13 protein-coding genes and 1 pseudogene are annotated in these 20,327 nt (G+C 73.6%); 12 read left to right on the forward strand and 2 right to left on the reverse strand.

Annotated features, from left to right (window positions below; translation table 11 throughout):
* Positions 1-147: 147 nt before the first annotated feature.
* The 11 genes and pseudogenes from ACIPXB_RS30635 to ACIPXB_RS30685 all read left to right on the forward strand — a co-directional run.
* Positions 148-1,116, forward strand: a pseudogene (locus ACIPXB_RS30635) (ROK family protein); the annotation flags it as partial.
* Between the two features lie 415 nt (positions 1,117-1,531).
* A complete protein-coding gene (locus tag ACIPXB_RS30640; RefSeq protein ID WP_401455076.1) occupies positions 1,532-2,002 on the forward strand; it encodes a hypothetical protein in 471 nt (156 codons plus the stop codon).
* The gene (gene pstC, locus ACIPXB_RS30645; RefSeq protein ID WP_401455078.1) at positions 1,999-3,030 is read left to right on the forward strand and encodes a phosphate ABC transporter permease subunit PstC; all 1,032 of its coding nucleotides are present in this window, start codon (positions 1,999-2,001) and stop codon (positions 3,028-3,030) included. Before ACIPXB_RS30640 ends, pstC begins: the two co-directional genes overlap by 4 nt.
* On the forward strand, positions 3,027-4,289 hold the full coding sequence (gene pstA / locus ACIPXB_RS30650; protein WP_401455080.1) for a phosphate ABC transporter permease PstA: 1,263 nt from the start codon (positions 3,027-3,029) through the stop codon (positions 4,287-4,289). Before pstC ends, pstA begins: the two co-directional genes overlap by 4 nt.
* A 119-nt stretch (positions 4,290-4,408) precedes the next feature.
* Positions 4,409-6,148 (forward strand): phosphate ABC transporter substrate-binding protein PstS, encoded by a 1,740-nt coding sequence (gene pstS, locus ACIPXB_RS30655; protein ID WP_401455082.1) that lies wholly within the window; start codon positions 4,409-4,411, stop codon positions 6,146-6,148.
* A complete protein-coding gene (locus ACIPXB_RS30660; RefSeq protein WP_401455085.1) occupies positions 6,148-8,730 on the forward strand; it encodes a hypothetical protein in 2,583 nt (860 codons plus the stop codon). Before pstS ends, ACIPXB_RS30660 begins: the two co-directional genes overlap by 1 nt.
* Before the next feature lie 100 nt (positions 8,731-8,830).
* A complete protein-coding gene (locus ACIPXB_RS30665) occupies positions 8,831-9,826 on the forward strand; it encodes a substrate-binding domain-containing protein (RefSeq protein ID WP_401455086.1) in 996 nt (331 codons plus the stop codon).
* Between the two features lie 101 nt (positions 9,827-9,927).
* Positions 9,928-11,502: an Ig-like domain repeat protein gene (locus ACIPXB_RS30670; protein WP_401455089.1), complete on the forward strand. Its 1,575-nt coding sequence runs from the start codon at positions 9,928-9,930 to the stop codon at positions 11,500-11,502.
* Positions 11,503-11,650: 148 nt separating this feature from the next.
* Positions 11,651-13,645 carry a WxL protein peptidoglycan domain-containing protein gene (locus tag ACIPXB_RS30675; protein ID WP_401455090.1) on the forward strand — a complete coding sequence of 665 codons (1,995 nt, stop codon included), beginning with the start codon at positions 11,651-11,653 and terminating at the stop codon, positions 13,643-13,645.
* 36 nt (positions 13,646-13,681) lie between these two features.
* Entirely contained in the window at positions 13,682-14,683 is a 1,002-nt protein-coding gene (locus ACIPXB_RS30680) for a sortase (RefSeq protein WP_401455092.1), read from the forward strand.
* 11 nt (positions 14,684-14,694) lie between these two features.
* Positions 14,695-15,513, forward strand: coding sequence for a phosphate ABC transporter ATP-binding protein (locus ACIPXB_RS30685; protein ID WP_401455094.1), 819 nt, complete (start codon positions 14,695-14,697; stop codon positions 15,511-15,513).
* 78 nt (positions 15,514-15,591) lie between these two features.
* On the opposite strand, the gene ACIPXB_RS30690 is transcribed toward ACIPXB_RS30685, so the two are convergent.
* A complete protein-coding gene (locus tag ACIPXB_RS30690) occupies positions 15,592-16,896 on the reverse strand; it encodes a cellulase family glycosylhydrolase (RefSeq protein ID WP_401455153.1) in 1,305 nt (434 codons plus the stop codon).
* A 393-nt stretch (positions 16,897-17,289) separates the two neighbouring features.
* Complete coding sequence (locus ACIPXB_RS30695; protein ID WP_401455096.1) at positions 17,290-18,048, reverse strand: DUF4118 domain-containing protein; 759 nt, start codon at positions 18,046-18,048, stop codon at positions 17,290-17,292.
* A 264-nt stretch (positions 18,049-18,312) separates the two neighbouring features.
* On the opposite strand from ACIPXB_RS30695, the gene ACIPXB_RS30700 reads away from it, so the two are divergent.
* Complete coding sequence (locus tag ACIPXB_RS30700; RefSeq protein WP_401455098.1) at positions 18,313-20,202, forward strand: APC family permease; 1,890 nt, start codon at positions 18,313-18,315, stop codon at positions 20,200-20,202.
* Positions 20,203-20,327 lie beyond the last annotated feature (125 nt).

A 20,327-nucleotide genomic window follows, 5' to 3' on the forward strand; every position in this document is an offset into this window, starting at 1 on the left:
GGTGCGGGAACGGGATGTCGGGCGGTGCGCCGCTACGATCGACACAGAGATTTCTCGACAAGTCCGCCAGGGGGCGTGTGACGAACCGAGCGCCCGGTGTGCCCCGGGTCCTGCGCACGATGAACGACCGGGCGGCGCTGGAGGTCCGGACCCGACGTGACGCCCGGCCTGATCCGGGCGGCGGTGGCGGACATCACCGGGCGCACGACCGGTACGTACGAGCTCACGGCCCCCGAGGTGCTCGGCGACGAGGTCGACCAGGTGATCGCCGTCGACGGCGCCGCGCGGGCGGCCGGCATCACGGTCGCCGACCTCCACCGGGTCGTCGTGGGCGCCCCGTTGGCCTTCGACCGCCGCGAGGGCCGGCTCCGCTACCCCAGCCACCTGCCGGGCCGGCAGTCGCCGACGCTGCTGCGGGACCTGGCGGCGGGACTGCCGATGCCCGTCGACTGCGAGAACGACGTCAACCTCGTCGCCCTCGCCGAGGGGCGCGCCGGAGCGGCCCGCGGGTACGAGGACTTCTTCCTGCTGTGGAACGAGCAGGGCATCGGCGCCGCCATGATGTTCGGCGGGCGCCTGCACCGCGGGCGCACGGGCGGGGCCGGGGAGGTGGGCTTCATGCCCGTGCCGGGGACGCCGGTGGTGCGCCGGCCGGAGGTGGCCGAGACCGGCGGGTACCAGGACCTGGCGGGCTGCCAGGCCGTCCCCGAGATGGCCCGCAGGCTGGGGATCGACTGGTCCGCCGACGGCCTCGGCGAGGCCGCGTCCGGCGGTGTGGTGGATCCGGTGCTGGCGGCGGCCACGGTCATCCTGCGGCGGGCCTCCGCCGAGGCCGAGGGGCCCTACCGCAAGCTGCTGGAGGAGTTCGCGACCGGCGTCGCCACCGGTCTGTCGTCGATCGCGGGGGTGCTCGACCCCGAACTCGTGGTCCTCTCGGGCGGCTTGTTCCTCGCGGGCGGCGAGCCGCTGCGCGCCCTGATCGAGGCCGAGCTGGCCGAACTGTCCGCCTGCCAGCCGCCGCTCGTGCTCGGCTCCCTCCGCGAACACCCCGTCCTGCGCGGGGCGCTGGAGTGCGCGCCGGCCGCGACCCGCGACGAGGTCTTCGACACCTCACGCCAGCTGTGCTGTCCCGCGACGCGGCGGGGGCGGTGCGCAGGCTGTTTCCGGCCGCCCCGGGCGGGGTCCACGCGGGGCCTCTGGGTGCCGTGGCCGGCCACGGTCCCCTAAGCCGCCGTCCGCCGGGCGTGGGCGGTGACGCCGGCGGCGGCCGCGGCGGTGCCGGCCGGCCGGTCATCCGGCCCTCCCGAATTCCCTAGGGGGACCAGGGCGTCGATGTGATCAAGGGGTGTGGGGCGCCCCCGCCGCGCGTTCACACGTTCTCCGTTTCTCCTTCACCGATCCGTGTGCTCTTCGGCCCTCCTCCCCGTGGATTGTCATGCCCGCGGTCATGGGTGGGTGGCCGATTTCCAGCCATGCACCGTGGTGCGGGGAAAGGGGGGGCGGATCGGTGTCTCAACCACGTTTTCTGTTCGTGTCGTGGGTCGATGTCGCACGACGCCAGGCGCCCGGGGGCGCACCGGATGCCGGGGGCGCGAGCGACGCCGCCGAGGCCGTGACGTGGCGCCTGGTCGGTGCCAACAATCATGAGCTCGGCCGCAGTCCGCGCGTCCACGACAGCCTCACGGCCTGCTGCGCCGCCGTCCAGGAACTGCGCGCGCAGGCCGACCGGGTGACCTCCCTCGTGGTGATGTCCCCGTCGGCCGGCGCCGGCACCGGTGCCTGGACCTGGCAGCTCACCCTCGACGAGCACCGCGTCGCGGAGGCGGTCCGCACCTTCCGCCGCCAGCGCGAGTGCCGCCACAGCCTCCAGCTCTTCCTCGCCGCCACCGCCGAGGCCCAGGTCGCCTCCGGGGTCACCCACACCCGCCGGCTGCGCGGCCTGCGCCTGCCGGGCGCCGGTGACGCGCCCGGCGTGGCCGTCCGCGGCGGAGGCCTGCTGTGACCGCCGCGACCACGACCACCCCCCTCGACGACGCACCCGCCGGGAAGGAGGACGCGCCGCGGGCCCTGGCCAAGGGCGGCGCCCCGGCCGACCGGATCTTCCGCGGCTCCGCCCGCGGTTCCGGCGCCGTCGTCCTCCTGATCATGACCCTGGTCGGGGTCTTCCTCGGCGCCCGCGCCCTGGAGGCCCTGCGCGACGCCGGCCCGGTGGACTTCCTGACCACCACCGCCTGGGAGCCCGATTCCCACCGCTTCGGCATCGCGGCCGCCCTCACCGGAACCGTCTTCATCGGCCTCGTCGCGATCCTGTTCGCGGTACCGCTCGCCGCGGGCACCGCGCTCTACATCACCGAGTACGCCCCGCGCCGCCTCAAGCGGACCCTGATCAGCCTGGTCGACCTGATGGCCGCGGTGCCCAGCGTGGTCTACGGCCTGTGGGGGCTGTTCCTCTTCCAGCCCCACGTCGTGGGCCTGTCCCGCTGGCTCACCACCTACTTCGGCTGGTTCCCGCTGTTCTCCGTCGAGGGGGACGACCCGAGCGATCCGCTCAGCGCCAACACCTCCTACACCTCCTCCGGCTTCATCGCCGGCATGGTCGTCGCGCTGATGGTCACGCCGATCGCCTGCTCGGTGATGCGCGAGGCCTTCGCCCAGGCCCCGCCCGGCGAACGCGAGGGCGCCTTCGCGCTCGGCGCCACCCAGTGGGGTGTCATCCGCTCCGTCGTCCTGCCCTTCGGCAAGGGCGGCATGATCGGCGGCACCATGCTCGGGCTCGGCCGCGCGCTGGGGGAGACCATCGCCATCTACCTGATCATCTCTCCCGTCTTCGAGGTGCCGTGGCGCCTCCTCCAGAACGGCGCCAACTCCGTGTCCGCCCTCATCGCCCTGCGCTACGGATCCGCCAGCGGATTCGGGATGTCGGCCCTCATGGCCGCCGGCCTCGCCCTCTTCCTCATGACCCTCGTCGTCAACTTCATCGCCTCCTCGATGGTGGCCCGCAGCCGCTCCGGAGCGGGGGCCGAGGCATGACCGTCCTCGCACACCCGGCCGACCCCACCGACCCCGCCCGCCCCGCCGGAGCGGCAGCGCCCCGTACCGTCTGCCCCGAGGTGGTCCCCGACGGCGGCGGCGCACCCGCCGAGGTCCGCCGGGGCACCTCCGGCGTGCACGTCCGCGACGTACTCGCCCTCCTGGGGGCCGCGGCCGCCGCGCTGGGCCTGACCGCGCTGCTCTTCGACAGGGTGCTGCCCTTCGACGGGCCGCTCGGCTTCACCGTCGTCCTCTACCTCGCCTTCATGTCGCTGTACGCGGTCCTGGTCTCCCTCGACGAGAACGGCGCCGCCGTCCGCGCCCGCCTCGCCCAGGTCCTCGTGCACAGCATCGCCGTCCTGCTGCTGACGGCCCTGCTCCTCGTCGTCGGCTACGCCTTCGTACGCGGCTGGGAGGCGCTCGCCCATCTCAACTTCTTCACCGAGGACATGGCGGCCAGCGGCCCGCTCGACCCGCTCACCCAGGGCGGGGCGCTGCACGCCATCGTCGGCACCCTCGAGCAGATCGGCATCGCCCTGGTCATCACGGTGCCGCTGGGACTGGCGTGCGCGGTGTTCCTCAACGAGGTCCCCGGCCGCTACGCCCGGTTCGTGCGCACGATCGTCGAGGCGATGACCGCGCTGCCGTCGATCGTGGCCGGCCTGTTCATCTACGCCACCTGGATCCTGATCCTCGGTTACGACAAGTCCGGGTTCGCCGCCGCGCTCGCGCTGTCCGTGATGATGCTGCCGATCGTCATCCGCGCCTCCGACGTGGTGATCCGGTTGGTGCCCGGCTCGCTGAAGGAGGCCTCCTACGCCCTCGGCGCCGGGCAGTGGCGCACCGTGTGGACGGTCGTACTGCCCACCGCCCGCTCCGGGCTGACCACCGCCGTGATCCTGGGCACCGCCCGCGGCATCGGCGAGACCTCCCCGGTGCTGCTGACCTCCGGCATCGCCGCCGGATTCAACGCCAACCCCTTCGAGGGGCCGCAGATGTCGCTGCCCCTGGCCACGTTCAGCCTCGTCGGCTACCCCGACCAGACCATGATCGCCCGCGGTTTCGGCTGCGCCGCCCTGCTGATGGGGCTGGTGCTGCTGCTGTTCGTGCTCGCCCGCGTCATCGGCGGCAAGGCGCCCGGCCAGCTCAGCCGCGGCCAGCAGCACCGCCGGGTCCTCGCCTCGGCGCGCGACGCGGACCGCATGGCGGCCCGGGCCGAGGAGCGGGACCGGCCCCCGCAGCCGCCGTCCCGGTCGTAGCCCGCCCCGCGCTCCGCCCGCCCCGCCGTCGTCCCGCCACCGGCCGGCCGGCCGGTCCGCCCGCTGCCCGCCGCCCGCCGTCGCTTCGTACGCACCGTCACTGATCAGGAGAGTTCCCGATGCCCGGACGATCCCCGGCCCACCCCGGACGCGCCCCCGCGCGCGGCCCCGTCCGCGTCCTCGTCCGCCTGCTCACGCTGTTCCTGGCCGCCGTCGCCGTCGCGCTGCCGGGCGCCGTGCCCGCCGCCGCCGAGAGCTATGTGCCCGTCTCCGGCGCCGGTTCCACCTGGAGCCAGAACGCCCTCGACCAGTGGCGCGCCAACGTCAAGCAGTACGGCATGACGGTCAACTACAGCGGTACGGGCTCCTCCGACGGCCGCAACCAGTTCCGCAACGGCACCGTCGACTTCGCGGTCTCCGAGATCCCGTACGGCATCAAGGACTCCGGCGTCGTCGACCCGGCGCCCTCGCGGAAGTACAGCTACATGCCGATCGTCGCGGGCGGTACGGCCTTCATGTACAACCTGAAGATCGGCAACCGCCGGATCACCAACCTGCGCCTGTCCGGCGAGGTCGTCGCCAAGATCTTCACCGGTGTCATCACCACCTGGAGCGACCCGGCCATCAAGGCGGACAACCCCTCCCTGGCCGGCTCCCTCCCCGCACGCAAGATCGTCCCCGTGGTCCGCTCCGACGGCTCGGGCACCACCGCCCAGCTCACCAACTGGCTGGCCATGCGCCACACCGGCCTGTGGGACGCCTACTGCGCCAAGGCCGGCCGTACCACCCCCTGCGGGCAGACCTCCAACTTCCCCGTCGTCGCCGGCCGCGGCTTCGTCGGCCAGTCCGGCTCCAACGGCGTCTCCGGCTACGTGGCCCAGGACGGCAACCAGGGGACCATCACCTACGTCGAGTACTCCTACGCGGTGGCCACCACCGGCTTCCCGGTCGCCAAGATCCTCAACGGCGCGGGCTACTACACCGAGCCCACCGCCCAGAACGTGGCCGTCTCGCTGACCAAGGCCAAGATCGGCTCCGACCTCACCCAGGACCTCTCGCAGGTCTACGACGAGAGCAGCGACCGCCGCAACTACCCGCTCTCCAGCTACAGCTACATGATCATCCCGACGGCGCAGGAAGCGAACTTCAACCCGCAGAAGGGCAAGGCGCTCGGCGCCTTCGCCTACTACTTCCTCTGCGAGGGCCAGCGTTCGGTCGACCGGCTCGGCTACTCCCCGCTGCCGATCAACCTCGTCCAGGCCGGTCTCGAGCAGGTCCGCCGCATCCCCGGCGTCGTCGCCACCCACGTCGACATCAAGAACTGCAAGAACCCCACCTTCTCCTCCGACGGCACCAACACCCTCGCCAACACCGCGCCCCAGCCCTCCGAGTGCGACAAGAAGGGCGCCACCCAGTGCGAGATCGGCACCGGCGGCAACAAGGCCCCCACCCAGACGGGCAGCGCCTCCGGCGGCGGCTCCGGCACCGGCGGTAGCGCTGCCACGGGCGGCGGCACCGGCGGCGGCGCGGCGACCGGCGGCTCCGGCACGGGCGGCACCGGTGGCGGCGGCAGCGCGGCCACGGGAGGCGGCACCGCCGCGGACGGCGGCGCGACCGGCGCCGGCGACGGCGCCGCGGCCGCCGCCGACGGCGGGGAAGGGGCGATCGACCCGCAGACCGGCAAGCCGCTCGCGGCGGGCGACCTGTTCGGCATCCCCGTCACCACCTCGTCCAGGATCGGCGGGGCGCTCCAGACGACCCTGATGCTGCTCGGGGTGCTGATCCTTCTGGCCCTGACCGTGGGCCCGCCGCTGCTGACCCGGCACCTGGCCCGCCGGCGCGCCGGAGGCGGCTCGTGATGCGCCGCTCACGTCTCCCGCAGCGCGGCCGGCGCGCCCTGCGCCTGCTGCTGGGCTCGCTCTGCCTGGCCCTGCTGCCCGTGGTGGCCACCGGCGACCTCGTGCCCGGCGGCGCGCGGCCCGCGTACGCCGCCGGCGCCGAATCCCCGGCGACCGTCTCCGGAAGCGGCGAGTTCGCCGGCCTCGAGGTGACCGTCAGCCAGACCCGCAACCTCGTGAACCAGGTCGTCAAGATCTCCTGGACGGGTGGTACGCCGACCGTCTCGGAGACCGCGTACTCCGCCAACTACCTCCAGATCATGCAGTGCTGGGGCGAAGCGGCGACCGGTCCCACCACCGACCAGTGCCAGTTCGGCGGCTCCTCCGCGCTGGGCGCGGGCGCCGGCAACCAGGCCGCCGGCGCCTACACCAACAGCCGCCAGCTCAACTACGGCGACCGCCTCAAGGACGCGGAGAACCAGCCGCTGCCGCCCGCCACCCCGAGCGGGATCTCCTACGCCCCCTTCCGCACGGTCAACGACGACCCGGTCAGCCCGGGCAACTGGAACGAGTTCTTCGACGTCAACAGCACCAACGAGGTGCCCTACGCCCGCACCAACGCCCGCGGCGCCGGAGAGGTCTGGTTCGAGACCCAGACCGCCATCGAGGCGCCCGGCCTGGGCTGCGGCGCGGCCGTCAAGGACACGGCCGGCAGGGCCGCCGGCCGCGGCTGCTGGCTGGTCGTCGTCCCGCGCGGCACCACCGAGATCGACGGCAGCCCGTACACCTCCCAGTCCGGCGGGCAGCTCCAGTCCTCCCCGCTCAGCCCGGCCAACTGGAAGCACCGCCTGGTCTTCCCGCTCGGCTTCGAGCCGCTCGGCAGCTTCTGCCCGATCGGCGCCGAGGAACGCGGCACGCTGGGCAGCGAGATGGCCGCCGAGGCCGTCACCCGCTGGCAGCCCGCCCTGTGCCAGACCGGCGCCAAGGCCATCTACGGGTACGCCCAGGTCCCGGACGAGACCGCCCGCGTCAAGCTGCTCTCCGGCAGCCCCGGCCTGGTCTTCGTCGGCCGCGCGGCCGCGGCGTCCGAGACCCGCAAGCCCGTCTACGCGCCCGTCTCGCTCTCCGGCATCACCATCGGCTACTTCATCGAGAGCCAGGCCGGCTTCAGCGCCCCCGACGAGGTCAAGGCCCGCAACGGCACCCGCCTGTCCACCCTGCGCCTGACCCCGCGGCTCGTCGCGAAGCTGCTGACCGAGTCCTACCGGGACGGCAACTCGCGCTTCGCCGAGAGCACCGCGAAGAACCCCGACAACATCGGCCGCGACCCGGAGTTCCTGCGCCACAACCCCGAGTTCGCGGGCCTGGACTTCCCCGGCCGGCTCGGCGACGCCCTCGTCCCGCAGCCGCTCGCCGACACCACCCGCCAGCTGTGGGAGTGGGTGGCACGGGACCCGGCCGCCGAGGAGTTCCTGCGCGGCGTGCCCGACAACTCCGGGACGCACGGGGACCGGGCGTTCGCGGGGATGGCCGTGAACCCGCACTACAAGGACATGGCGCTGCCCATCGACAGCTTCCCCAAGAGCGACCCGTACTGCCAGCCCTTCGACGACCGGCCGTCCGCCCCGCTCTGCGTCCAGGACAAGCACCCCTACGCGAGCGACATGCACGCCGCCGCCCGCGCCGCGAGCCGCGGCGACTCCCTGGCCCGTACCTCCTGGGACGCGACCGCGACGCCCCCCGCGTACAAGAAGGACCCGCCGCAGCCGGCCGGCGCCCGCGCGGTCCTCGCCGTCACCGACACGGCCACCGCCGACCGGTACGGCCTGGTGCGCGCCGAACTCCTGAACTCCGCCGGCCGGTTCGTGGCCCCCGAGCCGGCCGCCCTGGCCGCCGCCGCGGGCGCCCGTACGCCGGGTCCGGACGGCACCAGCCTGCCCGACCCCGCGGCGAAGGACCCGGCGGCCTACCCGCTGACGGTGCTGACGTACGCCGCGACCGTGCCCGCCGACCTGACGCAGACGGAGGGCCGTGACTACGGCGCCCTGCTGACCTACGCGGCCGGTCCCGGCCAGACCTCGGGCGTGGCCGCGGGCACCCTGCCGCACGGATACGCCCCGCTGCCCGAGAGCCTGCGCGCCCAGACCCGGGAGGCCGCGCGCAAGATCGCCGCCGAGGCGGGCCGCACGCCCGCCGAGCCCGGCGGTGACGGGGGCGCCGGCTCCACCGGCGGCTCGGCTGCCGCCGCGGGTGGTACCGGAACCGGAGGGTCCGTCGGGGGCGGCACCGGGGGCGGCGCCGGAGGCAGCGGGACGGGAGGGTCCGGCGGCGGCGCCGCGGCCGCCTCGGGCGGCGCGGCCCCGGCCGTCGCCGCCCCGGCAGCGCCTGCCGCGCCCGCCGCGCAGGCCGCCGGCCCGGCACCGGCCGCCGCGCCCGCCGCCGAGGCGGTGGGCGACACCCCGCGCTGGGTGGTCGGCGCCGTCCGCTACACCCTGCTGATCTGTCTCCTCGTGGGGGCGTTCGGGGCCTTCGCCGGCCCGCTGCTGCCCCGCTACCTGCCCCGTCTGCGCGCCCGCATCGCCCAGCGCGCCGTCAGGAGGTGATACCCGGACACATCGTCTGAATTCGTCCGCGCCAACGGAACCGCACCCCACGCGTGCCGGGCACCACCCGGGGCGCAGCCTATCCGAGAGGTAAACCCGAGTGAACAAGAAGAAGATCGCCTTCGCCGCCGCCGCGGCCGCCCTGGCGCTCGGCGCCGCCGGCAGCAGCATCGCCTTCGCCGACCCGGCCGGGCAGCCGCAGTACCGCCAGCTCTCCGGCGTCGGCTCCGACACCACCCAGGACGTCATGAACGGTCTGGCCGCTGCCATCACGGTGAACGGCCAGAAGGTGCTGGGCTCCTACGACGCCACCGGCTCGGCGAACATCACCACCAAGGACCCGGCGACCAACCCGAACTGCACCATGGCCCGCCCCAACGGCAGCGGCGCCGGCCGCTCCGCGCTGCTGAACTCCCTGCAGGCGAACAACGGCTGCCTCGACTTCGCCCGCTCCTCCGCCCTGAACCTGGCGGCCGCGGCCCCCGGCCTGACCTACGTGCCCTTCGCGGTCGACGGCGTCAGCTACGCCATCACCCCCGGTTCGGCGATCCCGCGCAAGCTGTCGCTGACCGACCTGAAGGCGATCTACCACTGCGACCCGAACTACGTCGGCACCGGGCCGAACTACGACATGACGGTCTACCTGCCGCAGGCCGGCTCCGGCACCCGCAGCTTCTGGCAGTCCCAGATGGGCATCACCGAGGCCGACGTCGTCGCGGGCGTCTACCCCTGCATCAAGGACAAGAAGGCCGGCGCCCCGGTCCAGGAGCACGACGGCCGCGTCCTGGACGACTCGGCGATCGTGCCCTTCTCCATCGCCCAGTACCAGGCCCAGTCCTCCCAGACCATCGCCGACCTGCGCGGCCGCGCCCTCCTCGGCACGATCGACGGTCTCGCGCCCACCGTGCTCAACAACGGCTTCGGCGTGAAGCGCGACGTCTACAACGTCATCCCGACGAGCAAGGTCGCCACCGCGCCCTGGAGCAACGTCTTCGTCGGCGCGAACTCCGAGATCTGCAAGCAGACCTCGGTGATCAACACCTACGGCTTCGCCACGAACCCGAACTGTGGCGACACCACCAAGCAGACCCCCTGATCGCGCACCGCACGTTCCCGCACCTCCCTGATCTTCCCGCTCCTCCCAGCTCTTCCCTGATCTTCCCTGATCTTCCTGAGCTTCCGATTCTGGAGACCGTAGTGCTGAAGAACAGAGTGTCCCGCGCACTGGCGCTCGGCGTCGCCGCCGTGACCACCGCCTTCGCGGCGGGCCTGGCGGGCGCCTCCGCCGCGTACGCCGCCCCGATCGGCACCATCGACATCAACCCGGCGACCGGCGCCGACACCTCCGGCATCGCCTTCACCACCTCCGGCGCGTGCCCCGCCAACGCCACCAACGTGCTGGTGAAGGTGGAGGGTTCCGGCTTCCCGGCCGGCGGCCTGAACGTGGTCGGCAACTCCCCGATCTCCACGTACCCGACCGCCCCCAACGGCGGCATGGTCATCCCGCTGTCCTCCACCATGCGCGACTACGCCAGCCAGGCGGGCTTCACCACCCTCCAGGGCAAGTACGCGTTCACGGTGATCTGCCGGACGGCCTTCAACGGCACCAGCCTCGGCGACTTCACCGGTGCGGTCTGGTTCACCTCCAACACCACGTACCAGAACACCGACCCGGCGGTGAAGACCGACACCGCCACGTCGCTCGCGGTCACCCCGGCAGGCCCGGCCCAGGCCGGCACCCCCGTCACCCTCACCGCCACGGTCACCCCGGGCGGGGCGGGCGGCACCGTCCAGTTCAAGGACGGCAACACCAACCTCGGCACGGCCGTCACCGTCGCGAACGGCACCGCGACGCTGACCACCAGCAACCTCACCGCGGGCACGCACGACCTGACCGCGGTCTTCACGCCGGCGAGCGCCTCGTACAACGGCTCGACCTCCGCCAACGTCTCGTACGTGGTCCAGGCCGTCCCGGCGGCGCAGACCACCACCGCCCTCGCGGTCTCCCCGGCCTCCACCGCGCCGCAGTTCAGCCCGGTCACCCTGACCGGTACGGTCACGCCCGCGGGCGCGGCCGGATCGGTGAAGTTCACCGACACCGTGGGCGGCAACACCACCACCCTGGGCACCGTCCCCGTCGCGGGCGGCAGCGCCGTCCTGACCACCAGCAACCTGCCGGTGGGCGACCACTCCTTCACCGCCGTCTTCGTCCCGGCCGACTCCGGCGCCTTCACCGGTTCCGACTCGGGCGCGATCCCCTACGTGGTCGGCGCGTTCGCCGGCGTCTCCGCGTCGGAGACCATCACCACCACCGTCAACGCCGGAGCGCTGGTGATCAGCGTCGCCAACCCGCAGGTCACGCTGCCCTCGCCGGTCCTGAACGCCGACGGCGACCTGCTGACCACCGCCGGTTCCATCAACCCGGTCACCCTCACCGACACCCGTGCCGGCAACCCGGGCTGGACCGTCAGCGGCCAGGTCACCGACTTCTCCGACGGTGCCACGCACGGCATCAACGGCCAGAACCTCGGCTGGTCCCCGAAGCTCGTCGACAAGGCGCCCGCGCAGACCGTCACCCCCGGCTCCGTCGTCCCGGCGGCCCACGGCGCGGCCACCGGTGACGCCGGTACGGCGGGCCTGAAGTCCGCCCGCACCCTGGCCAACGGCACCGGCCTCGGCACCGCGCACGTCACCGCCGACCTGGCGCTGAACGTGCCGACCTCGACGGTGGCCGGCACCTACACCGCCACCCTCACCCTCACCGCCATCTGATCCAGGCGTGAGCCCCGGGGCGGAGCGGGCCCTTCCCAGCACACCGGCCCGTTCCGCCCCGCCCCTGACGCCTCGGTCCCACACCCGTACCCCGTCTTCTCGAACGCGCCGGCTCCGCCCGGCCCCGCCCCGATCGGACGCCCCGCGCATGACCTCTTCCGCCGTCGATCTCGCCGCCCGGCCCGGGCCAGGGCCCCGGACACGGACCGTCACCGCCCTCACCCGGGCGCTCGCCCCGGTCGCGGTGCTGCTCGCCGCCCTGGTGCTGCTCGCGCTGCTCCCCGCACCGGCCGCGCACGCGCAGGACGGCAAGGCCACCTTCGGTGTGCAGCCCGCCGGCCCCAAGGAACCCGACGCCCGCCCGCACTTCTCGTACGGGGTCACCGGCGGAGCCGCGACGCGCGACCAGATCGCCGTCTGGAACTACGGCGACAAGCCCCTCGACCTGGCCGTCTACGCCAGCGACGCCGTCAACACCGTGGACGGCGGCTTCGACCTGCTCCCTGGCGGCCAGGCCCCCAAGGACGCGGGCAGCTGGATCAAGCTGGAGAAGGACAAGGTCACGGTCCCGCCGAAGGGCAACGTCATCGTCCCCTTCACCCTCGCCGTCCCCCGGGACGCCACCCCCGGCGACCACACCGCCGGCATCGTCGCCACCCTCGCCGGCGACGGCGCGGACAGCCAGGGCAACAGGGTCCGCCTCGACCAGCGCGTCGGCACGCGCGTCTACCTGCGCGTCGCCGGAGAGCTGACCCCGAAGCTGGCCGTCGAGGACGTCAAGGCCTCGTACGAGGGCACCTTCAACCCCTTCGGCACCGGCTCGGCGACCGTGACGTACACCCTGCGCAACACCGGCAACGTCCGGCTCGGCGCCCGCCAGGCCGTCCGGATCAACGGGATGCTCGGCGGCTCCGCCACCGCGGGCGGCCTGAAGGACCTCGGCGACCTGCTGCCCGGCAGCTCGCTGACGATCACCGCGAAGGCGAACGGGGTGGTGCCGGGCCTGCGCGCGTCGGCCGTCGTCTCCGTCCAGGCGGTCGCCACCCGCGAAGGCGTGGACCCCAAGCTCCCGTCCGTGACCCGTTCGGTGTCGCTGTGGACGGTTCCGTGGACGCTGCTCGCCCTGGTCCTCGCGTTCGTCGCGGTCGGGGTGTGGCTGTGGCGCCGCCGGCGCCTGGCCCGGGCGGCGGCCACCGCGTCGGCCGGCCGGCGCACCACCACCGAGATCGCCCCGAAGGAGCCCATCGTGCAGTTCTCCCGTCCCACCCGGCGCGACGCGGCCGGAATCGCCGTGTTCACCGCCGCCCTCGCGGCCGTGGCCGTCACGGCCGCGGTCGCCGTGCCCGGGGCCGCCCAGGCCGCCCCGGCCGGCACGGCCGTGATCAACCCGGCCACTGGCCTGGACACCACCAGCGTCGACCTCACCACCTCGGCGGCCTGCCCGTCGCCCGCCACCAACGTCCTGGTGAAGGTCACCGGCAAGGGCTTCCCGGCCGAGGGCAAGAACGTGGTGGGCAACTCCCCGATCTCCACGTACGGGCAGGCGCCCTCGGGCGGCATCGTCATCCCGCTCACGATGACCATGCGCGACTACGCCAACGAGGCCGGCTTCACCACCCTGGAGGGCCGCTACGAGTTGAAGGTGGTGTGCCGCAAGGCGTTCGGCACCGAGACGTTCGGGGACTTCACCGGTTCGATGTGGTTCACCTCGAACACCGAGTACCGCACCACCGACCCGTCCGGCGGCGGCCAGCCGACTCCGACGCCCACCCCGACGCCCACCCCGACCCCGACGCCGACCACCACCCCGACGGCCACGGGTACGCCGTCGCCCACCCCCACCACCACCCCGGACCCCTCCGGCAGCGCCTCGCCGACGCCGACCTCCAGCGCCACGGCGACGGGCGGTTCGGGCCTCGGGCTGACCACCAACGTCACGACCGGCGGCGCGGGCACCACGGCCGGCGGCACCGGGGGCAGCGGCACGACCGGTGGCTCCGGCTCCAAGCCGGGCGGCAGCCTCGCCGACACCGGTGGCGACGCGGGCACCCTCGCCCTGATCGCCGCGGCCCTCGTCCTGATCGGCGGCTCGGCCGTCTGGTGGGCCCGCCGCCGCGGCCTGCTGACCTTCCCGCGTGCCTGACGGCACGTGACGCGACCGACCATCGGAGAACGACAGATGACCGCCACCTCCACCCCGCCGGTGGACGTGCGCCCCGACCCCGCCGGAGCCGGCCCGGCCCCGGCGGGGCGGGCGTCCGCCGGCCCCCCGGCCGGGCCGTACCCGGGCTCCCCGCCCGGGCCGTACGCCGGGCGGCCCGGGCGCGGCGCCGGGTCCACCGGGTCCGCCGGGCCGTCCGCCGGCCCCGGCCTGTGGGCGGCCGGGGCCGCCCTGGCCATCCTGGGCGCCCTCCTGCTCGGCTTCGTCGCCGAGGTCGGCCCCCTCGGCAGCCTCCGGCACGAGCGGGACCGCCGGGTGGGGTACGCCGAGCTGCGGGGCGGGCTCGCCAACGCCACCGCCCCGGTCGGCCCCACCTCGGTCGGCACGCCCGTCGCGCTGCTCACGATCCCGCAGATCGGCCTGCGGGAGGTCGTCCGCGAGGCGACCACCGCCGACGTGCTGGCCTCCGGCCCCGGACACCGGCGCGACACCGTCCTGCCCGGCCAGCCCGGTACCAGCATCCTGATGGGCCGGCAGGCCGGCTACGGCGGCCCGTTCGCCCGCATCGGCGACCTGGAGAAGGGCGAGACCTTCACGGTCACGACCGGGCAGGGCGAGCACGAGTACCGGGTGCTCGGCGTCCGGCGCGCCGGGGACCGGCAACCGGTCAAGCCCAAGGGGGACGCGGGCCTGCTGACCCTGATGACCGCCGACGGCACCCCGTACATGCCCCGGGGCGTGCTCCACGTCGACGCCGAACTGGTCACCCCCGCCCAGCAGTCCGGGGGGCGCACCCCCGGCCGGCTGGCCGCCGACGAGGCGCCGCTGGCCGGTCAGCCCTCGGCCTGGATCCCGCTGATCCTGTGGGGCCAGGCCCTGCTGGCCGGGGCGGTTGCGCTGGCCTGGGCCAGGGTCCGCTGGGGCCGGCCCCACACCTGGCTGGTGGGCTTCCCCGTGCTGGCCGCCCTCGGCCTCGCGGCGGCCGACCAGGCCGCCCTGCTCCTGCCCAACCTCCTGTGATCGAGGCCCCCATGACCACCGAGACGCTGCCCCTGCCCGCGGTCACCGCGGCGCCCTCCTCCTCCCTGGAGGCCCGTTCCCTCTCCGCCTGGTTCGGCGGCCGCAAGGTCCTGAACCGGGTGTCGCTGACCATGCCGGGCGGCCAGGTGACCGCCCTCATCGGCCCCTCGGGCTGCGGCAAGTCGACCTTCCTGCGCATCCTCAACCGCATGCACGAGCTGATCCCCGGCGCGGAGCTCGCGGGCGAGGTACTGCTGGACGGCGAGGACATCTACGCCCGCGGCCGCCGCCTGACCGACGCCCGCCGGATGATCGGCATGGTCTTCCAGAAGCCGAACCCGTTCCCGGCGATGTCGGTCTACGACAACGTCACGGCGGGCCTGAAGCTCACGGGCGTGCGGGCCTCGTCGGCGCAGAAGGACGACCTGGTGGAGGAGTGCCTGACCAAGGCGGGCCTGTGGAAGGAGGTCCGCGACCGGCTGCGCCAGCCGGGCGGCGCCCTCTCGGGCGGTCAGCAGCAGCGCCTGTGCATCGCCCGCTCCCTGGCGGTCCGGCCGCGGATCCTGCTGATGGACGAGCCGTGTTCGGCCCTGGACCCCACGTCGACGCGCCGCATCGAGGAGACCATCCGCGAGCTGGCCGACGAGGTCACCATCGTGATCGTCACCCACAACATGCAGCAGGCGGCCCGCGTCTCGGACCAGTGCGCCTTCTTCCTCGCGGAGCAGGGCACCCCGGGCCGGATCGTCGAGCACGGCCCGACCCCGGCGATGTTCTCCAGCCCGACCGACCAGCGGACGGCGGACTACGTGGAGGGGCGCTTCGGCTGAGCCGCGCCCGCCGGATCACGGGAGGGGCCCCGGGCCGCCGCGGTGACGGCGGCCCGGGGCCCCTTCCTCACGCGTCTGTCAGGAGGTCGGGAAGTTGTCGGCGGAGCGGATGCGGTCGCGGATCCAGACGCCGGCCGGCTTCAGGGACGACGTACCGGTCCAGGGGCCGCCTGCGTTGCAGGTGCCGTCCTTGAAGACGGCGCCCGAGCGCCAGTCGTCGGAGAAGTTCCAGTTGACCCAGCTGATCTTCTTCGAGGCCATCAGGTCGAGGTACTTCTGCGACATCGTGAAGTCGTTCGCGCCCTCACCGGCGTAGTCCTGGGTGCCGAACTCGGTGACGAACATGGGGATGCGCTCCGCCGCCCGGGAGAGCGTGTTCAGGTACTCCTGGCCGTGCGAGGCGGCGTAGAAGTGGAACGTGTACATGATGTTGGAGGCGTTGACCGGGTTGTTCACGACCTCGGACTCGGTGCCGTCCTCGGACATGCCGAGCGATGACCAGGCGCGGGTGCCGACCAGGACCGGGGCGTCACCGTCGATGGCCCGTATGTGCGGGATCATCGTCTCGGCGTACTTCTTGATCCGCGACCAGGAGACCCCGCTGGGCTCGTTGGCGATCTCGTAGAGGACGTTGTTCTTGCCCTTGTGGCGGCCCGCGATCTCCGAGAAGAAGGTCTTCGCGCGGGCGGTGTTGGCGTTCGGGTCGCCCGGGTCGAGCATGTGCCAGTCGACGATCACGTACATGCCGCGGGCGGTGGCCTGCTCGATGAGCGAGTGGGCCAGGGCGGTGAACCTGGCCGGGTCGGTCTCGTAGCCGCCCTCCTGGACGTACGTCGAGACGCGCAGCACGTCCGCGTTCCAGTCCTTGGCGAGGGCGTCGAGCGAGCCGTTGGTGAGGCACTGGGGGTACCACTGGGTGCCGTGCGAGCTCATGCCGCGCAGCTGGATCGGTTTGCCGTACCGGTTGCAGAGCTTGGTGCCGCAGACCGTGAGCTGTCCGTTGATGCCGACCGGCGTGGTGCCGGGCTGCGGCGGGGTGGTGCCCGCGTCCACGGACAGGTGGTCCACGTTCGGACCGCCGTTGGCGGTGGTGGCGGTGGCGCGGACGGTGTTGGCGCCCGCCCGGAGGGTGGCGTCGAGGCCCGCGGTCGTCCAGGAGGTCCAGCCGCCGGTGCCGTTGAAGGCCTTGCCGGTGGCCACGGGCGTGCCGTTGACGGTGATGGTCATGGGGCGGTTGACGGTGGTGCCGTTGGCGTAGCGGAACGTGAGCGCGGCGCTGCCGGCCTGCGCGGCGTTCACCGTCCACTCGACGTAACCGCCGCTGACGTTGTCGTAGTTGACGAAGCCGGATCCGGTGTACCCGGCGTGGTTGGACTCGACCAGTCCCTTCGAGACGCGGGCCGATTCGGCCTCGTGGACCACGGCCGCGGCGGATGCGGCGGATGCGGCGGGCGCGGCGGGCGCGGCGGCGGGGGATGCGGGGGGAGCGGCGGCGGTGGCCGTCGAGCCGCCCGCCAGTCCGGTGAGGAGAGCGCCGGACAGGATGCCGGAGCCGGCGAGGCCGATCAGGCGGAGGCGTGGGGATCTCAAGGTCTCTCCATCTGTTGACGATCGTGCGATCGTAAGGAAAGTTTCCTGACGGTAGGGACATGGATAGCGCCCCTCCGCTCCCCACCACAAGAGGTCGGCAGCCAAACCTTCTCCGCCCGGCCGGAACCGCCCCGCGGCCCCTGCGGGCCCGGACGTCCGGGGCGGGTACCGTCAGCCCGGGTACCGTCAGCCCGGGTGGGACAGGCCGGCCGAATCCAGCGCGGCGCCGACCTGGGCCGCCAGCGCGACCGCCACCAGACGGGCCGCCTCGGGCGGCAGGGGCCGGCCGGGGTACGCGTCGAGGAGGTAGCGGCCGTAGTAGTGGCCGCCGCCGATCACCCGCAGCTCGGTCTCGCCGTCCGGCCAGTCCGCGTACTCCGTGATCCGGCCCGGACGGCGCAGCCATACGCCGCCGCCGTGCTCCAGCCGGGGCAGCCGCCCCGTCAGGTGCCCGTACTCGAAACGGCAGCCGCGCAGCCCCAGCAGCTCCACGAGCTGCGTGCGCGCGTACTCGACCACCGCTTCCGGCGAGCCGCCCTCCTCCGCGAGCCGGGCGGTTCCCTCCAGGCTCGACAGCTGGGCTGCGTCCGTGACCACCACCGCCTGGAGCCGGCGGCCGCGGACCGCCAGCTGGGAGACGAGCAGGCCGACGACGAGCAGCAGGACCGCCGACTGGACCTCGTCGCTGTCGGCGATGGTGAACTGCTGGTACGGCCTGGTCAGGAAGAAGTCGTACCAGGCCGCCGCCGAGAGGGCGGACAGCGTCCCGGCCGCACGCGTGCCCAGGGCGGAGACCGCGACCACGGCGACGACCATGATCAGTGCCTCGTTCGTCGCCGAGAGGTCCGTGCGGAACGGCACGAGCGCGAGCGCGACGAGGAAGGGCACCACGAGGGCCGCGCCCAGGGCGATGCGGTCGCGGAACCGGTACCAGAACCCGGACATGTGCTGCCTCCCGCCCGGACGGGCCGTTCGTCGCGCCGGGCGCCGTCCGCAGAACGCCGCCCGGAACAAGCCTGCCCCCCGCGCGGAGCCGGAGCAGCGCGCGAGAGCCTGTCTTGACAGGCCTCTTACGCTGCCACGACCCACGCGTATAAATCGCGTGAAGAGCGGCCGATCGGGCGTATGGAAGCCGCCAAGGGTGCTGGTGATCCGCCCGTACGGCTTCGACGCTGTCCTGACTTTGTTCATTCGGAGGGACACGGCGACATGGCCACACACGTAGAGAAGCCGCTCACGACCGCTGCGGGGTCGCGTCAGGAGGAACCCCCCGATACCGGCGCGACCGGACCCGCGGACCGCCACCGGCTGACCGCGCTCCAGGGCCTCGCCGCGCTGTCGCTCGACGCCATGGCGTCCGTCGCGTACGGACCCGAGTCGATCGTGCTGGTGCTGGCGGCCGCCGGAGCCTACGGGCTGGGCTTCACCCTCCCGGTCACCCTCGCCATCGCCGCGCTCCTGGCGGTCCTCGTCGCCTCCTACCGGCAGGTCATCGCCGCCTTCCCGGACGGCGGCGGCTCCTACGCCGTGGCCAAGCGGCACCTCGGCCGGCGGACCAGTCTCGTGGCCGCCGCCTCCCTGATCCTCGACTACGTGCTGAACGTCGCCGTGTCCGTCACGGCCGGTGTCGCCGCCCTGACCTCGGCGTTCCCGTCGCTGCACGGGGAGCGCGTCTGGATCTGCCTCGGCGTCCTGGTGCTGGTCACCGCCGTGAACCTGCGCGGCGTCGTCGACTCCGCCAAGGCCTTCCTCGTCCCGACCGCGCTGTTCGTCGGATCGATCCTCGCGATGATCACGGTCGGTCTCTTCCGCGACGGCCCGGTCAGCACCGCGTCCGCCGCCGGCCACGCCTCCGCCCTCGGCGAGGGCGCCACCGCGGTCGGCGCGCTGCTCCTGCTGAAGGCCTTCGCGGCCGGCTGCTCCGCCCTGACCGGCGTCGAGGCCGTCGCCAACGCCGTACCGTCCTTCCGCGCCCCCGCCGCCCGCCGCGCCCGGCGCACCGAGGTCGCGCTCGGCGCCCTGCTCGGCGTCATGCTCATCGGCCTGTCGATCCTGATCGGCCGCTTCCACCTCCAGCCGGTCGAGGGCGTCACCGTCCTCGCCCAGCTCGCGGACGCCTCGTTCGGGCACAACCTGGCCTTCTACGTCGTCCAGTTCGCCACCATGGTGCTGCTGGCGCTGGCCGCCAACACCTCCTTCGGCGGGCTCCCGGTGCTGATGAGCCTGCTGGCCCGCGACAACCACCTGCCGCACGTCTTCGCCCTCAAGGCCGACCGCCAGGTCCACCGCCACGGTGTCGTCTGGCTGGCGCTCGTCTCCGCAGCCCTGCTCGTCCTCTCCGGCGGCGACACCAACACCCTCGTCCCGCTCTTCGCCATCGGCGTCTTCGTCGGCTTCACCATCTGCCAGGTCGGCATGGTCCGGCACTGGTACGGCGAGCGCGCCCGGGGCTGGCGGTACAAGGCGGTGCTGAACGGCTTCGGCGCGCTCCTGACCGGCGTCAGCGCGGTCGTCGTCACCGCCACCAAGTTCACCGAGGGCGCCTGGCTGATCGTCGTGACGCTGCCGCTGATCGTCCTCGCCTTCGAGAAGGTCCACCGCGCCTACGCCGACATCGGCGAACGCCTCGAACTGGGCCGCGTACCGCAGCCGCCGCACCGGGCCCATTCGCTGGTCGTGGTCCCCGTCTCCGGTCTGTCCCGGCTGACCTGCCAGGCCCTCACCGCCGCCCGCTCGCTGGGCGACGAGGTCGTCGCCGTCACCGTCACGCATCCCACGGCCGAGGACCGGCAGGCCACCGAAGCCCTGCGGCGCGACTGGGAGCTGTGGAAGCCGGGCGTCGACCTGATCGAACTCTCCTCGCAGACCCGCACGCTCGGCCGCCCGGTCTCGGCGTACGTGCGCAAGCTCGCGCAGACCCACCCGGACGCGCAGATCACCGTCCTCATCCCGGAGACCGAACCCGCACGCCTGTGGCAGCGGCTGCTGCAGAACCAGCGCGGCTCCGTCGTCGCCCACGCGGTGCGCCGCGACACCGACGCGGTCATCTGCCGCCTCCGCTTCCGTATCACGGCGGAGGACGGGGCCGGGGGTTCCTGACGCGCGGCGGCGCGGGAGGGGGCCGCGGCCGTGGGGGACCCCGCGGCCCCCGCCCCGCGGACCGCTCCGGGTGCCCCCCTACCGCCCGCCCGGTAGCGTCGGGAGGGTGTGCTCCGTTCGAGCAT

It is taken from the genome of Streptomyces sp. NPDC090022 (assembly GCF_044748145.1).
Classification (GTDB): Bacteria; Actinomycetota; Actinomycetes; order Streptomycetales; family Streptomycetaceae; genus Streptomyces.

What these genes read in the sequence shown, in the direction of transcription:
- pstA (WP_401455080.1), top strand. Translation starts at nt 3,027, where the DNA reads ATGACCGTCCTCGCACACCCGGCCGACCCCACCGACCCCGCCCGCCCC.
- pstS (WP_401455082.1), top strand. Translation starts at nt 4,409, where the DNA reads ATGCCCGGACGATCCCCGGCCCACCCCGGACGCGCCCCCGCGCGCGGC.
- ACIPXB_RS30660 (WP_401455085.1), top strand. Translation starts at nt 6,148, where the DNA reads ATGCGCCGCTCACGTCTCCCGCAGCGCGGCCGGCGCGCCCTGCGCCTG.
- ACIPXB_RS30675 (WP_401455090.1), top strand. Translation starts at nt 11,651, where the DNA reads ATGACCTCTTCCGCCGTCGATCTCGCCGCCCGGCCCGGGCCAGGGCCC.
- ACIPXB_RS30680 (WP_401455092.1), top strand. Translation starts at nt 13,682, where the DNA reads ATGACCGCCACCTCCACCCCGCCGGTGGACGTGCGCCCCGACCCCGCC.
- ACIPXB_RS30685 (WP_401455094.1), top strand. Translation starts at nt 14,695, where the DNA reads ATGACCACCGAGACGCTGCCCCTGCCCGCGGTCACCGCGGCGCCCTCC.
- ACIPXB_RS30695 (WP_401455096.1), bottom strand. Translation starts at nt 18,048, where the DNA reads ATGTCCGGGTTCTGGTACCGGTTCCGCGACCGCATCGCCCTGGGCGCG.
- ACIPXB_RS30700 (WP_401455098.1), top strand. Translation starts at nt 18,313, where the DNA reads ATGGCCACACACGTAGAGAAGCCGCTCACGACCGCTGCGGGGTCGCGT.